Origin of the sequence: Lacrimispora sp., from assembly GCF_032078915.1 — a bacterium.
Lineage (GTDB): Bacteria > Bacillota > Clostridia > Lachnospirales > Lachnospiraceae > Lacrimispora.
The window spans coordinates 15,496-30,057 of sequence record NZ_DAMAUN010000007.1 but is presented as its reverse complement, the minus strand read 5'-3'; the positions used below and the strand labels follow the sequence as shown (position 1 = coordinate 30,057).

The 14,562-nt window shown below is 44.4% G+C and carries 18 protein-coding genes; all 18 read right to left on the bottom strand.

The annotated features are described in order from the left end of the window. Position 1 precedes the first annotated feature (1 nt). The 18 genes from RT269_RS04495 to RT269_RS04410 all read right to left on the bottom strand — a co-directional run bounded on the left by RT269_RS04495 (position 2) and on the right by RT269_RS04410 (position 14,537). A complete protein-coding gene (locus RT269_RS04495; protein WP_313180801.1) occupies positions 2-931 on the bottom strand; it encodes a type II secretion system F family protein in 930 nt (309 codons plus the stop codon). Further along, positions 928-2,451 carry a type II/IV secretion system ATPase subunit gene (locus tag RT269_RS04490; RefSeq protein WP_313180800.1) on the bottom strand — a complete coding sequence of 508 codons (1,524 nt, stop codon included), beginning with the start codon at positions 2,449-2,451 and terminating at the stop codon, positions 928-930. Before RT269_RS04490 ends, RT269_RS04495 begins: the two co-directional genes overlap by 4 nt. Beyond that, complete coding sequence (locus RT269_RS04485) at positions 2,445-3,260, bottom strand: ParA family protein (protein ID WP_313180799.1); 816 nt, start codon at positions 3,258-3,260, stop codon at positions 2,445-2,447. The genes RT269_RS04490 and RT269_RS04485 overlap by 7 nt, the downstream gene beginning before the upstream one ends. Then, on the bottom strand, positions 3,260-4,072 hold the full coding sequence (gene cpaB, locus RT269_RS04480) for a Flp pilus assembly protein CpaB (protein WP_313180798.1): 813 nt from the start codon (positions 4,070-4,072) through the stop codon (positions 3,260-3,262). Before cpaB ends, RT269_RS04485 begins: the two co-directional genes overlap by 1 nt. Positions 4,073-4,092: 20 nt before the next feature. Next, positions 4,093-4,992 carry a phosphoadenosine phosphosulfate reductase domain-containing protein gene (locus RT269_RS04475; RefSeq protein ID WP_313180797.1) on the bottom strand — a complete coding sequence of 300 codons (900 nt, stop codon included), beginning with the start codon at positions 4,990-4,992 and terminating at the stop codon, positions 4,093-4,095. A gap of 63 nt (positions 4,993-5,055) precedes the next feature. After that, positions 5,056-5,334: a hypothetical protein gene (locus RT269_RS04470; RefSeq protein WP_313180795.1), complete on the bottom strand. Its 279-nt coding sequence runs from the start codon at positions 5,332-5,334 to the stop codon at positions 5,056-5,058. Positions 5,335-5,349: 15 nt separating this feature from the next. Further along, complete coding sequence (locus RT269_RS04465) at positions 5,350-5,730, bottom strand: LPD28 domain-containing protein (protein WP_313180794.1); 381 nt, start codon at positions 5,728-5,730, stop codon at positions 5,350-5,352. Positions 5,731-5,764: 34 nt separating this feature from the next. Beyond that, a complete protein-coding gene (locus RT269_RS04460; RefSeq protein WP_313180792.1) occupies positions 5,765-6,193 on the bottom strand; it encodes an A24 family peptidase in 429 nt (142 codons plus the stop codon). Next, positions 6,183-6,389: a DUF6133 family protein gene (locus RT269_RS04455; RefSeq protein WP_313180914.1), complete on the bottom strand. Its 207-nt coding sequence runs from the start codon at positions 6,387-6,389 to the stop codon at positions 6,183-6,185. The genes RT269_RS04460 and RT269_RS04455 overlap by 11 nt, the downstream gene beginning before the upstream one ends. A gap of 71 nt (positions 6,390-6,460) precedes the next feature. Beyond that, positions 6,461-9,901 (bottom strand): S-layer homology domain-containing protein, encoded by a 3,441-nt coding sequence (locus RT269_RS04450; RefSeq protein ID WP_313180791.1) that lies wholly within the window; start codon positions 9,899-9,901, stop codon positions 6,461-6,463. A 12-nt stretch (positions 9,902-9,913) separates the two neighbouring features. After that, positions 9,914-10,270, bottom strand: a complete 357-nt coding sequence (locus RT269_RS04445; RefSeq protein WP_313180789.1) for a SpoVG family protein — start codon at positions 10,268-10,270, stop codon at positions 9,914-9,916. A 120-nt stretch (positions 10,271-10,390) separates the two neighbouring features. Further along, positions 10,391-10,945: a YodL domain-containing protein gene (locus RT269_RS04440; RefSeq protein WP_313180788.1), complete on the bottom strand. Its 555-nt coding sequence runs from the start codon at positions 10,943-10,945 to the stop codon at positions 10,391-10,393. 13 nt (positions 10,946-10,958) lie between these two features. Further along, a complete protein-coding gene (locus RT269_RS04435; protein ID WP_313180786.1) occupies positions 10,959-11,711 on the bottom strand; it encodes a DUF3849 domain-containing protein in 753 nt (250 codons plus the stop codon). Further along, entirely contained in the window at positions 11,701-12,306 is a 606-nt protein-coding gene (locus tag RT269_RS04430; RefSeq protein WP_313180785.1) for a hypothetical protein, read from the bottom strand. The genes RT269_RS04435 and RT269_RS04430 overlap by 11 nt, the downstream gene beginning before the upstream one ends. A gap of 14 nt (positions 12,307-12,320) precedes the next feature. Continuing rightward, the gene (locus RT269_RS04425; protein WP_313180783.1) at positions 12,321-12,872 is read right to left on the bottom strand and encodes a DUF4259 domain-containing protein; all 552 of its coding nucleotides are present in this window, start codon (positions 12,870-12,872) and stop codon (positions 12,321-12,323) included. 78 nt (positions 12,873-12,950) lie between these two features. Continuing rightward, positions 12,951-13,793 (bottom strand): DNA adenine methylase, encoded by an 843-nt coding sequence (locus RT269_RS04420; RefSeq protein ID WP_331664066.1) that lies wholly within the window; start codon positions 13,791-13,793, stop codon positions 12,951-12,953. Continuing rightward, positions 13,790-14,125, bottom strand: a complete 336-nt coding sequence (locus RT269_RS04415; protein WP_313180782.1) for a hypothetical protein — start codon at positions 14,123-14,125, stop codon at positions 13,790-13,792. The genes RT269_RS04420 and RT269_RS04415 overlap by 4 nt, the downstream gene beginning before the upstream one ends. A gap of 121 nt (positions 14,126-14,246) precedes the next feature. Further along, positions 14,247-14,537 (bottom strand): hypothetical protein, encoded by a 291-nt coding sequence (locus RT269_RS04410; RefSeq protein WP_313180780.1) that lies wholly within the window; start codon positions 14,535-14,537, stop codon positions 14,247-14,249. Positions 14,538-14,562: the final 25 nt, after the last annotated feature.

Here is a 14,562-nt window from a genome sequence, read left to right as displayed (position 1 = left end):
TCTACCTCCGGTATTCGATAGGCTGGGTTAACTTGATAACGAATGCTGTGGAAATAAAAATTACAGCTGCACAAACTGTCAGGATCACCTGTCCCAGTGGAGTATGCATCAGAGTGTGATACCAGTCCTGGTTCAAAAAATACAATAGCGGAATGTTACCTATCACAAGAATCTGCATAATAATAAATTCTTTTCTTGGTTCAAAAACCATATTTTCCAACTCACCGTTAACGACCCGCATATCACTGAGTTTGCTGACAATAGGTGTTAAGGTGGATTTTAAACTACGGTCATGCTGGCAGGAAATAAGAGCATCACACCACTCTTTGAAAACTGGATTTTCTATTTTCCGTTTTAAGTCGTGAAGAGCCGATATAATATCTGGATCCACCAATTTTACTCTGGAAGCAAAACTCTGAAAAACAGACAGGACTGGCGGATTTAGGTATGCCACGTTTTCCTCCGCAGCAGTGAGAATATCTTCATTCCTGAGATATGCCGTAGTTATAATAGAAAGCGCAGTTTCCAATTCAGAGGCAATATTTCTTTTGAAGTGGCTCGCTGTAAGCCTTACCCACCAGAACGGCAGCATCAGAAATCCTGCTGCCATCACAGGCATAAGAAAAAAATTTGAGAGCATAACGGCAATCGAAGCACCCGCTGCAAACAGCAGTAAAGCTGTCGCACATATAACGGGAAACCGTCTCTCCCTGTCAGTAACTTTGAGGATTGCCTGCACCTCCTGTATCTCCCTGCGCAGATACGAAGGACGCTGCCTATGAGTCACTTCCTCGATCTCATCTCTCAAGGATTTTGGCCTGTCAGTAAGCCGGGCAAACAATGAATTGGTGAATCCCATGGGTGAAATACCAAATAAAATAAATAAACCTGTAATCATCCCGATACAGGCAAACAGTAACATGCTTGTCATGCAACCTCTTCCTCCCTTCTCCGGATCTGATTTAGGATAGTCTGAGGCATTCCATTTTCCAGGAATCGCTTGGCCAGGCTGTCAGAAATTACATTTACCTGTTCATGATGGCCTTCTATAATAAAATTGCTTCCCTCTACACGGTTTTCACTGATGATATACTGGAACAGCGGACGGAAATTTCTCCCTCCATCCGGCAGAATTTCACATTCCTGAATATCCATTAGACGACGATTCTTATTTTCGAGCTGCTTGCAGAACACGACAATGGGGTATGCCTCAGTAACGTAATCCATAAGGGTCTGATCTGACATATCTACGGCACGTTTACATAGAGACACCATACGTCGATAGGTACCATCATTGGAATTGGAATGTATGGTGGTCAGCACCGCCACTCCGGTCCGTGCTGCCTCCTGGGCGGCGTTTGCCTCTGCACCACGCATTTCGCCCACAACAATAATGTCTGGGTTAAAGCGGAGTGCATAGTCTAAAAGGTCAGTCTGGTCAATGCGCTGACGGTCATTGTCACTGTCACGGGTCAGGGTATGGATGACGGAATTAACTACTTTCCCGTCTTTTTCCCGCACCAGGTCCAGTTCACGGGAACCATTTTCAATGGTGTATATTCGTTTATTATCCGGGATGGTGGTCAGCAACCATCCTGCCAGTGTGGTTTTGCCAGAACTGGTTGCTCCTGCTACACACACCGGTATCCCATAACGGAGACAAAAGGATAAAAAGTCCAGCATGGGTTCTGTTGCCGTTCCACTTCTGACAAAATCCTCTTTTTTCATACTCTGGGGATTTACGATACGAATTGATGCCGATACCCCCACATCCTCATCCACAACAGGACTTTTCAGTGCAGCAATACGGATATTTTTGCTTAAGTGTCCCAACACCGCAGGACTGGCATTATCCAGTACCATACCACTAACATGAAGCATCCTACGTATGACATTAACTGCATGTTCCGGACTGTCAAAATGCTCATCCAGCTTTACGTTACGTCCATCACTGTACTGTACCTCTATATCCCGCCAGGAATTAATATCAATCTCTTCTATCCCTGTTCCAAAGATATATTTTGTGAGGAATCCGTATTCCGCCATTTCGGTGTAGAGAGCATCCATCAGCATTTCCTCACTCATGCCCTGTACAGCAATGCGTTTATCCTGAATGTAATTTTTGATATAACGCTTTATTTGCATTTTGGCATCTGCACTGGTTCCGGTGAGCAGGGTACTGTAATTGGATGTAATATATTTCTGTACCTCAGCAAGCACAGTAGAAAAGTCCTTCCCTTCAGCTTCCGGAGTGAAAAACAGGAAATGGGCTCCGCTGTCTGATGAGAAAGAAACAGTTTTTTCTGCCGTATCATGAGGGCTTTCTGATTGTTCTGTATTCTCTGTGTTTTTTTTACATGTCCCTTTTTCCTCTATAAGAAGAGAGGAGTCTGAGACTTCCTCCATGGTATTTTCTTTAAACAACGAATGACTTCTTTTCTTTCCTAACATCCAAACACCTCTTTTGCTATTTTCTCAATCTCTTTACGAAACTGACGACTGTCTTTCAAGGATAAATCCGCAAGCAGGTTTCCTGCCAGATACTGCTCCTCCAGTTCAGAAGAATGAGGTACCGTAAACGACACAGATCCCAGTGCCTGTCCAACCTGCTCTCCCGCCTGCTGCGGCTTTACATTAGCTGCTACCTTATACTGCTTATCCGCATCCCATTTACTGTCATGAAGCAGAGGAAGCTGACTGGAAAGATAGCTGACCGATTTTAAATCCGCATTGGCAAGACGCAGGACATTGTCTGCTTCCAAAAGAGCCACAGCAGATAAAATATCATTAGCAATATAGCTTCCACAGTCGACCACGATAAAAGGAGCCACTTCACGCAGTCCGTAAAGCAGCTCCTTTGCCTGTACCTCAGAGTAAGGGGGATAGCTGTATTCATTTTCACCTTTTTTCATACCCAGCAGAGTGAGATGGCTGTGCCGTTTCAAGGTAACCAGATTGTGTTTAATGAGCAGTTCAGACACATGGGCCGCTGCAAGGATACTGCCCAATGAATGTTCACTCTGCAGTTCAGATGGCGGGCAGATACAGGGCATCATGGGGGCCATCATATCACAGAGGAGAAGCACCACGTTGTGCTTTTTATCCGCCAGAAATTTTGCCAGTTTTACAGCTGTCACAGTCTTTCCGGAACCGGGTGATCCCCAGACAGCCAGTATGCCCCCCTGTACCTCCTGCTCCTGGTATTCCTCGTCTCTTTCTTTGTGGTGGGAAAAGATACTGTTTTTTTTAAAATTCAGCATTACTGTCCTCCATCCTCCACTGACTGTTCTGCATCTGGCAGCGGAGTAGTCTGTTCGTTGGTTTCCTCCTCCTGATACACGGGAGGATACAGTGCTGCAATCATCTTGTCCTGTGCCTCTAGAAATTTTACAGAATTGGCTGATGTGCCACGATAAACAAGAGACAGATGGAGTTTTCCGTCTGCCTCCAGTTCTGCGAGAACCTTGCTCTGCTCCGGATTTACTAATAATGTTACAGTGGAGGGTAGTTCACGGTCATCGTCCTCTGCAGGGGCTTCTCCTGTATTAGCGTCATAACCAGACGAAGCAGTCACCCCAATGACCTCCACATACTTCAGTTCAGGAGGAATGACGGTAGCACCCTGTTTCCGGTAATCTGCAGCGATGACTGATACAATATCACCGCTTTGGAGTTTTCCGGACAAACCACTGGCAAAGTTTTTAATGGTTACTGATATGGCCTGTCTTGTTCCGTCAAGATTATATAAATAGGCATTTTCGGCTGCCGGCTTATCTGCAATCTTAGATGTCAGAATATAATCTCCAGGAACCATATCAAAAGAAGCATATTTTCCAATAACACTCTCGGTATCCCTGACCACCTCTTCGGGCAGATTGTATCCGCCGACCTCTACGGACTTTATCATGTCTTTTGTGATCTCATCTTCCTTGTTGATCTCCTTTGCAACTCTTACAATTTCCACCTTCTGGCTCACACTTTTGTTAAAGAGCGGGGTTACTGCAAAACAGATAATCAGGGATAAAAGAATACAAATAATCCCCATCACAGTTCTGTTCCTCATAATTCTCATATGAAATCTCTCCTTTTATCTTAATACTCTGATAACTCAAGTACCATTTGAGCCTCATCCTTATCTGTTGTTGGACGGTCTGACAGCCACCAGTCAAACCAATCCTGGGCGGTCCTGGCATAATCATATATGATACGTCCCTCTGCTTTTCTCGCCTCAATTATTCTTTCAAATGTACGGAGGTACTTTTCTTTGTAGCCTGGCCAACGGGCAAATTCCCGTTCACGACCTGCCTTTCTTGCCATTGGACAGCCGATACAGCCCAATCGGGTAAACCCTTCGCAGTATAAAGAGCACTGCTCCAAATTCCAGTACCGGCTGTAATCCCAGATATATTCATCGTACCAGTCCACAATGGGATTCAACCGCTTTTCTTTGTTCGCATAGCAGACTTCAAACGTCCTGCGGTTCTCCTCATTATCATATGGCATGATGATATTTCTTCCTTTTTTGCCAAATGCGACAATTTCTAACTCATCTCGGTTTTGCGCTCTGGCCCGGCTTTCATGCTTCCTGACACCAAACGATAATAGTGCATTTCCCTGTTCTTGTACCCTCCTCTCCTTTAATTCTGCACAGCAGTATCGGACAGTTCGTAATGGCGGAATCTTCTTTTTTAGCATCAGTTCCCATATAGATCGAAGGTATTTTACACTATAAGCCAAATATCCGGCATCCCGATATTCCTGGAAGTTCTTCCTCTGGAATCTCACAAGTTCCGGAGGATCAATTCCAGTCATGTTATTCAGATAAAAATGTTTTACACCAGCCCTCCGGTATATATGTCCTAATACCCTGCTGTCCTTTCCCTCTGAACTGCAGACACAGTAACCTCTTGGATCATACTCAAGTGCCAGATTCTCATAATACTGGATCATTTTAATTGCTTCATCATCTGGTGCGCCCTTAAAAAGATGCATTTGATAATTCATTTTAGAAGGGAGCCGATGCGCATCTTCCCGGAAACTCCGACCCCCTTTCTATTATTGTAATTTGTTAAGACTCATTATTTCTTTTACTTGATCCTCCTGATCGTTTTCATGTCTCTGACAATATTCTTCAACTTCTTCCTGGCTTGCCTTTCTCAGATCTACAATCTCAAAATCGCAGCAAAAGCATAATGGACCACGGAGATAAAAATCCGCATAGTCTTCTTCATCAAAGAATTTACGCCCATAATAATTGGAGTGTACATCTGACTGCCAGTCTGGAATAATAAAAGATTCCTCACTGTAGCTGGTTTTGATGTCTACTTTTAACAAGAGCCTCCCTCCCTGCTACATGGATTGTGCCAAGTAGGTATTTTGTTCCTGATCAAGCGAAGATTCCTGCTCCTCGCTCTGGCGTATGAACTCATCCAAACCAACCATGAAGCGGTCTTCATAAACAATCAGATTTTCCATGCTGAGTTCTTCTTTTCCTTGGAAGTCCAACGGCTCTGCAAGAATAATGCACCCATCTGCATGATCTGATAAATCCCGTAATACAGTAGCGTTTTTTACCTCTGGATACTCATCTGGAGTGCAGACGTCATAACAGTAGTATCCAGCAGGAACCGTTTCATGCTCCAATAGTGCACCTGTTCCAATCATAGGGATTCCATTAAGGGTTCCAGGTTCAAAAAGCATTGAGTTAGCATTTACACGTTTTATTGACATACCATTTCCTCCTGTTTCCATTTAATTTTTTATTTCATAGGAAAGCTTCTCCTGCATCAAAAAGATACACACATAGAAATCCTGCTCCCAAAAATGGCACCATGGGGAGTGCCTTTCTCTCCGCTTTTCGTACAATTCGATTTCCCCAATACCACAAAATCACTAGACACAATCCTAATATAAGCCCGGCTATACCAAGAGGAAATCCAAGAACAAAGCCAGAGGCAGCAGTCAGTTTGATGTCTCCTCCCCCCATGCCACCCTCTTTTAAAAGAGCGGCAATAAGCAAAGGCAGGCCAAGTAAAATGCCAAATAGTTTCTCCGACGTAAAGGTAAGAAAACCTGTCAAAAGTATAAAAAAGCATAGACTGTCGGGTATCATTCGTTTTTGGATATCCCATAGCGATGCAGCTAAAAGCAAAGAAAAAAACAGCACCGCTTGTGCAATGCTGTCAGCCCCCATAATTAAACATTTCCTTAATGCGTTCCGTCAGTGTGGGGAGCACTGTTTCACCAAACAGGGAATAAAGTCCGCCAAGTACCAGTGCTCCAATTACGACAGCCATCAAAATCTTTACGGCAGTATCCACGTAACCTTCCGCACGGTTATTAGAGATAGCTGACTTTGCTTTAAACAGCATAAGTCCGGCAGATGACATCGCTGTTCTGGTCCCTACTGTGGCCTGATCTTTTGCTCTTTTTAAAGTTTTAAACATAAACGTTTCCTCCATTATTCAAAATGATAATTTACCGAATAGGTAATATTACTTTTGTTGTACATGCAATCGTGATTTGTGTAGTAGTAAAATTCCAGCCGGGTATATACTCCTGCACCCAGAGTACGATTGAATGTAATGCCATTTGTGGTAGTTCCATAGTCCAACTGATCCCACTGCCCGGTCAGCTTGTTATAGCCCCTCACCCTTCCAAAGTCAGAGCCACTATGCCCGCTGACAGGCGGCACGGTAAAGGTATATGCTGTAATTGTTGCACCTTCAAGCCCATTTTCCATAATCACCGAATCTGGGCCAGTCAGAGTCATTCCGCCTCCACCATTTGATGATGCAACAAAAAATACAATTGCTGCCCATGGAGATTCCGCACCTGTAGAATCCACCGCTTTCACACGCACCAGATTCCTTCCAAGCGGATAGGCTTGTGTCTGGGCATTTCTGTTTTCCCAGACGAGGGTAACTGGATCGCCATCTGGATCGCTGCTGGAAGCAGTAATGGTGACCTGCGTTCCCGGAGCCACGGAGTTGCCTCCCGGACTTCGATTAATGACCGGTGTTGTAGGAGGCGAGTTTGTAATGGTAAAGGTTTTGGATACCCATGCCGAATAAAGTCCGGTGTAATCCTTTGCCCTTACCTTGATGGTATGAGTACCTGCAGGATAACGGTTATCTGTTGCTTTGTTATCCCACTCTAAAGTGGTTGTGTCTCCATCTGCATCCGCTGCCGAAGCACTGATATTTACCAGAAACTTTCCACTTTGTGCATTTCGGGTAGGTGTTGCCGATAACGTTACAGTCGGGGCTGTACTGGTAATAGTAAAAGTCCTGGAAGTCCAGTCAGAATAAGCTCCCGCCTCATCTCTGGCCCGAACCCTGATGCTGTGTGTGCCAACTGTATAATAACCATCTGTAGTTGTACCTTCATATTCTAAGGTCACAGCATCTCCATCCGGATCTGTGGCACTGGCGGTGACATTTACAAGGAATTTCCCTTCCTTCATCGTGCGGGTCTGATTGATGGTTATCTCTGGTGCATCAGGGGCCGTATTGGTGACTATGATGTTCTCCGAATGCCTGGTTATGCGGCCGCCACGATCTGTTATAGTTGCATTCAGCGTAAATATGCCGGTATCACGGATAGATATCTTACCGCCCTCATCCCCCAGTAATCCGGTGTACTGTGCCTCTTCTCCGTTCTTTTTCAGTTCCCAGACAACATGGTTGGTGCCAAGATTCTGCACATCCTCGGCAAGAACATCAAATTCTGTGCCATAATGAATAGTTCCCGGCATAGAAAATTGGTACTGCACTACCGGTAATATGAGAATACTCTCACTATGGGAATAGCTGCGTTTCAGATAATCGGTCATTGTTGCAGTAAGGACATATTCACCTTCGGATTGAAAAGTAATTTTTCCACCATAGGCATTCAGTTCTCCTAAAAGAGCATCTGAAAGAGATAAATCCTTGCCGTTTCGGGTAATGGACCACTCCACGGGAAGTACATTATTATTTCCATGGGTTCTCAAGTCAATAGTTGTATCCGTATGGGCCAGATCAGGAAGATCGAATCCTATATTTAAAACAGGAAGTACCTCACATTTTCCACCAGTTTCATACAGAAAGACCCGCCCGGTCGCATCAGTAATCCTTGCCACCAGTTCATAAAGCCCAGCTCGCTTAAAACGGATTGTACCTCCCTCATTGGTAAGACGCCCACCTACATAGGTAGACCAGTTTTGGAAGCCAAAGGTGTTATCAACAAGCCATTCAATGGTGAGATCATCAATATCTGCCGTATCGGTCTTTACCGTAATATCACTGTCTGTATGGGCATATTGGGGCAGACTGTAGCTTACCTTAGGAACTGGGTAAACTCTAAAGTCCTGCTGATAGCGGTAAGTCCTTCCTCCGTCATCGGTGAATTCAACTTTTAGAGTATAATTCCCCTTCTGTTTAAACCGGAGTCTGCCGCCACTGTTATCCAGTTCACCTTCGGCCACCTCTGAAAATACAACTTCTTCTCTTTCTGACATAAGTGACCATTTGGCAGTATGGCTTTCAATTTCATCAAATACAGCTTCTACGATGACGCTCTTATCCGTATGGAAAATTTCCGGCAGATAAAAACCTGCAGAACCAACAGGATAAGCGATAATATTTACCGTATCAGAAAATATCCGCTCAGTTATATCGGTCACGGAGGCAGTCAGGGCATACACTCCCCTCTCCTTAAAGCGAACACTTCCTTCCGATAAATTACCTTCAATATAGTCGGCAATCTCTACAGATTCACCGTTTCGGGTCAACCCGTAATCAAGTGTCAGCCCGTCTGTCTCTTTTGTTTCTGCCTGTAAAATAATGGTTCTATCGGTATGCGTAACCTCCGGTAAAGTCAGCTTTATCTCTGCTACAGGATAAACAATAATAGATCCACTGGCTGTAATTCTTTTTCCCAACTCATCCATAATACTGGCAGTCAGATCATATTTACCCGGAGACCGAAACTGCACGGTGCCGCCTGTGGATGTAAGTTCACCATTCAATACATCAGAGAGAGAAACTGACTTACCATCTCTTCTAATCGACCATGCCACCACATTGTTTCCAAGATTTGAAGTCTTAAGATTAATCGCCACTGAGCCATCTGTGTGAGTAGTCTTTGGCAGAAAAAAAGAGGCGGTTACCACCGGATAAATGGAAACCGTCTGCTCATAAATCACAGTTTTACCACGTCTGTTTTGTGCTGTGGCAATTAACGTAAAGCTGCCTGTTTCCTTGAACTTCACAATGCCTCCCTGTTCAGAAAGTGTGCCGGACAGCACGTCAGACAAAGAAACAGGCAGCCCATTTTTTGAAAGCGTCCAGGTCACGCTCTTTACATAGCGGCTTTCCGGCTGGATTTTAATTTCTGTATTGGTATAGGCAGTTTGAGGAAGGCTGAAGCTAAACTGCGGTGCCGGAACAGAGGAAGAACCTCCGCCAGGTTTACTTAAAGTACCAGGATTTTTGGGGTTATCCTCTGGATTTTGATCTGGAGGACTTTTCGATTCTTCATCCATTATCTGATCCTCTGTATTTTGCGATTCTCCTATTATGTCACTAGATTCATCATGAGTAATTTCTTCTGTCAGCTTTGAATTTTTATTAAACTGTCCTGTTGCAGTGCCATATTTTTTGCCTTTCTGCATAGATCCCTGATTCGGATCAGACGAATCATCTGTATCAGGAAACCCAAACCATATGACAGAATCTTCCGGATATACTGTTCCGCCATGAGCATCTTCTTTTACAAGATTATTGTTGACTTTTTCTGTCCAGTGATCTTTCCCTCCTTTAAGCAACAGGTGAACAGCAAAAATAATTGCCAACAGAAGAAAAAGTACAAGGCAGAGAACCAACAGGGTACTCAGACGCTTTTTCTTTTTTTCTTTCATAAATACTGCCTCCTACATTCCGCCCATAACAGGCTGACCCTGCTCCTGTTGAGGAGAAGATGCCTCCTGTAAGTATGCTGTTTTCTGCCCCTGTTCCAATGTCTGCTGATAAGCCCCAATTACCGCTTTATCAAACTCTGCTTTTGCTTCCTTGGTGCATGGAAAGCAGATATCCTTGTATTCATTACCTGATTTATAACTGGGCATAGATACAAAAAGACCCTTAGTTCCTTCCATAATCTTGACCCCCCGGACAGCAAAATCCCCATGAATGTTTACAGAAGCGTTGGCTCGAACAGTACCCTCCGGGTGAATGGAATGGATTTTCACATCATACTTTGGGGTAGTTTCCTTCATAGTTTTAGTCATGGTTTAAGCTCCTTTCTGAACTTTTTACAGTTTTAGCCGCTGTGATTTTTTCAAAAGCTGAAACATTAAATTTCTTCCTTTTAAATCAAATTAAGGGCATTAAAAACAGCCAAAGCTGTTTTATATTCCCATATTCATATTGAGTTGCTGCTCCTTTTTCTCAAAATCAATTGACTTAAATGTCTTGCGATCAATATAGTAAAACTCACTTCCATTTTGCTCGTACAGTTCAATCACATCGGACATTGAAAGAGGATTACCACAGTAGCCGGAAGGCTGACCATTGGAAAACCTTTCATAGATTGTTTCCAGATCGTTGGTACCAGGCTGCCCGTCATATGCTATACAGTAATCCTCCTGAACTGGGGGGCCAAACTGCTCCACCATGTCTACATAGCTGATGAATTTCATTCGCACATCGACCTCTGGACAAAGCTGCCAGATGCGGACATTTTTAAGCGGCGTAGCATATTCCTCCCCTCCCTGACGTTCACCAGAGAGAATCCGTTCCATTACACCTTCTGTCCACCTTGGTGTAAGCCCTCGGCCTTTCAACCATTGATCCATTTCCTCAGACTGGAAAATGCGGTCAACCACTGCCTGATTCTTTTCTGTGTATCCCGCTGGATTGCCATAGTAGGAAATCAGGCCATTCTGAAGCATAATGCCTGGCATAGTTTCACCTCCGTCATTTTATTTCCAGCCCTCCTATACCGGAAGACTCCTGTTTTTGTGTCTGATATTCCACCAGCTTTTCTTTTGCCCAATCAGGCAGAAACTCCTCCTTGAGAATACCTACAAAATCGGAGCGGTTCCAACGGGTATTTTCGCCATCGCTTAAACAGATGGAAAAAACTGCCCGCCCAGAGGAATCCGGATGGCAGCCAAAACCACCGGTTGCAAGCCAGAGTTGATTCTGCTGACTCCAGTAGCTTTCTTTCAGGATATCCAGAGATATGACCAGCACCTTTCCTGTATAATCCAGATTTTTTGAATCCGGCTCGCAGTGGATATGCTCAAACAGGCCAAGTCCTTGGTAGACACAGCGGTACTGATTGATAAAGCCATCTAACACTGCGGGATGGCTGTCCACGACAAACTCCATATTATTGTTGAGATTTCCCAAATGATTCTTGTTCTCCGGGATAAAAACTACCTCTGCCCACAGCTTATTCTCACGGGAGAAGCGTCCATCATGATCCTTATGCTGAACGGTATTTGCCAGTACCCATCTTACCCGCCGAAAGCCATACAACTCAATGACACGTTCTGCACATTCAGCTTTCAAATATTTCCCATCAAAATCCCGGCAGATAGCTTCTCTGATCGCCTCCTTGCAGGCAACGTTCTCTTTATGGCTTTTCCGCCATAAAGAGACCTCTTTCAACCGCTTTGCTTCCTCCAGGGAGTAAGGATATACAGATAAAAAATCAGCTGCCATAGACAATTGCCTCCTGCATGATCAACTCATCAAGTTCAGCAAGGCATACACCGCTCTGTGCCAATATAGTAAGGATACTGGAAGGAACATCAGTGATACCGGACTGTCTTTCAGCCTCAACCACTGTAATTTCTCCACTGCCCCCATCTGCATAGGCTTCCAGCTTAGTTCCCTTGGGGATACCCGCAGCCTCCAGGATATAATCTGGGATGTGGATATTCTGGCTTTCATCCAATAAGTCGTGGCAAAGTGAACAGTTTGCCACCCATCCCACAGGACCATCATCACATCCATGAAGAGAGGCACAGGTTTCATCACATTCATTGATACCTTTACAAAGTTCCGGTCCCTCATCGCCGCAGTTATTACAGGTACCACATGCTTTCGCAAGATCCACAGTCAGTCCTGATGCAATTTCGCTGAGTGCATGGATTGCATTTACCAGTTCCAACGCAGTCATCTTATCCCTTAAAATGACAAGAACATCCCTGGCTGCATGGATCTCCAACGTTTCATCCTCCGCGAACCCGCAAAAGCTGCAAGCACATTCCGGGAGCATCATTTCAGGTTCAGTCCAATTCTTTTTAGTTTTCATTCGATTATCCTCCTTTAAAATGTCTGTTTATTAATAGGGGCCTTTTCCCGTTCCCGTGGACTGAGAAGTTCCATTTGATCCCCGGAAGAAGCTAGAAAAGTATCCAGTTGGCCAATAAGCGTCACCATATGATCCTGCCAACCGTACCAATTGCTTTCTTCGAACCAACCGCTCCATTTTTCTCCGTATTTCGCTCTGAACTCCGCATTTTCCTTTGCGTATTTAAGTGTATCGGATATATAATTCCGGAGCCACTGGAGGGATTCTCTGGATGCAGACAAAGATGTGATGTCTCCGAATTTCTTTTCCTTCCTATACGGACCCCCGTCGTAATCCAGGTCGCTAAAATCCCAGCCGTTCATTTTAATAATTACCTCTGCCAATGCCATCGGGCCAGAGTGGGACGAACCGTCAGTAACATCATAGACACGGTAATTTTCCTTTTGCATTGCTTCAATGATCTTTCCGAGTTCCAATCTGCCATCACCCGGAATATTTTTTCTGATGAATTCTACTGAATCCAGTCCTGCATCTGATTCAAAAGCCGTAATTCCCCAACATCCCATTGAACTTCCTCCTTTTTAATGCATCTGATAATCGATATACTACCAATACCTCTTTTTAAAGCATACCTTCTCCTGACTTCATTCTATAAAACCCTCCTGATCAAAAAGGTTTAACTGCGCTGGAGCATTTTTACTCCTCTCCTGCATGTCATAATTCGCAATAATAATCTCAGGAAACTGCGCCCCATTGTCATACCGTTGTTTGATGTTATTAATACGGGTATAGGCATCAATCTGAATACCCGGTGCGTTATACAGTTCACGAATAAAACTGCAGTCATTGTAAGACAACAGGAATTTCCCTTCCATTTTCATCAATGCATCACGGAGCCGTATATGATCCTCTTTGCGAAAACCGTCCTCCCCTACATTCTTGTAATAGCCTTCGGTTTCGTAATACGGAGGATCACAATAAAAAAAGCTCACTGGACGGTCATACTGCCGGATAAGTTTTTCAAAATCCTTATTTTCTATAACAACTTTGGCCAGCCTACGATGTGCCTGTTCAATAAGCGGAAAATTGGAACGTATATCATGGGGCTGACTGCCAAAACTGGTCAGGCCCGAAGCATAGCTGTAGCGGATAAGCTGATAAAAATACGCTGCTTTTTGCACGTTGCTTGCAGGGCTGTCACGGGCAAGGGCTTCCCGCGTCTGGTCAAAGTCTTCCCGGGAATTAAGAACATACCGTAAGGTTTCCATAAGCTCATCCGGTTTTTCTCTGACACAGCGATAAAGATTAGTCAGCAAACTGTTAAAATCATTGTAGACCTCAAAATCATTGCCCGGAGATTTGTGGAACAAAACCCACCCACCGCCGCCAAATACTTCAATATATCTCTCGTAATAAATGGGAAATAGAGTGACAATCAACTCACGCAGAGATTTTTTTCCCCCGATCCATGACATAAAGCTGTTCAAATATTATCACCTCCCTCCAACGCCAGACATATCTGCCCATCATCTGAATAGAGGCTCCTGGCGTATATCAGCCCACCGCGTGCCTGTGCAATTTTTGATATCCGGCTGGTAAGCTGCCGAATGGTACGGTTGAGTTCTTCCTCATCTGCTGCGTAAAAATATCCATAATCAGAACTGCAGATAGGAATCCCCTTTACCCGCAGGCGGCTCACGACATCACGAAGTTCCCGGCTGCGGATGCCAAACGCTTTTTCTAACTTTCGGCTATGGGCGGCCTGACTTTCTCCATGATGGAATCTTTTCATATATGAAATAACTTCTGTGTCCAACATCTAATGTCTCCTTTTCCCAGGCCATTTTCCGAAAAAAGGCACAAAAAAAGCAGGGCCGCTACCCTTTTGGGGAAAATGGCCCTGCTTTTTCATTATGAAACATGACAGATCTTTATCCGCCTTACTTTATAACGCCCAGTTCTCGAAGAATTGAGATACAATCCCTGGCTCCCTGAATGTACAGGATCTTCTGGAATTCAGCATCTATCTCCGCAGACTCGGACATAAATTGGCGGATCAATTCTTTGGTTTCTGCACTGATTCTGATACAATGCTCTACCTCCTCGCTAAGCGCAGCAACCTTTTCAAGCCTGGCATTCAATTCCGGTGCAGACTGGCGTATCTGTGAAAAAATGGTTTGTGACCGTTCTTCAATACTTTGTTCCAACAGTTCCTTGAGATCTTTATCCATATGCACGCCTCCTTTCTGCACAACA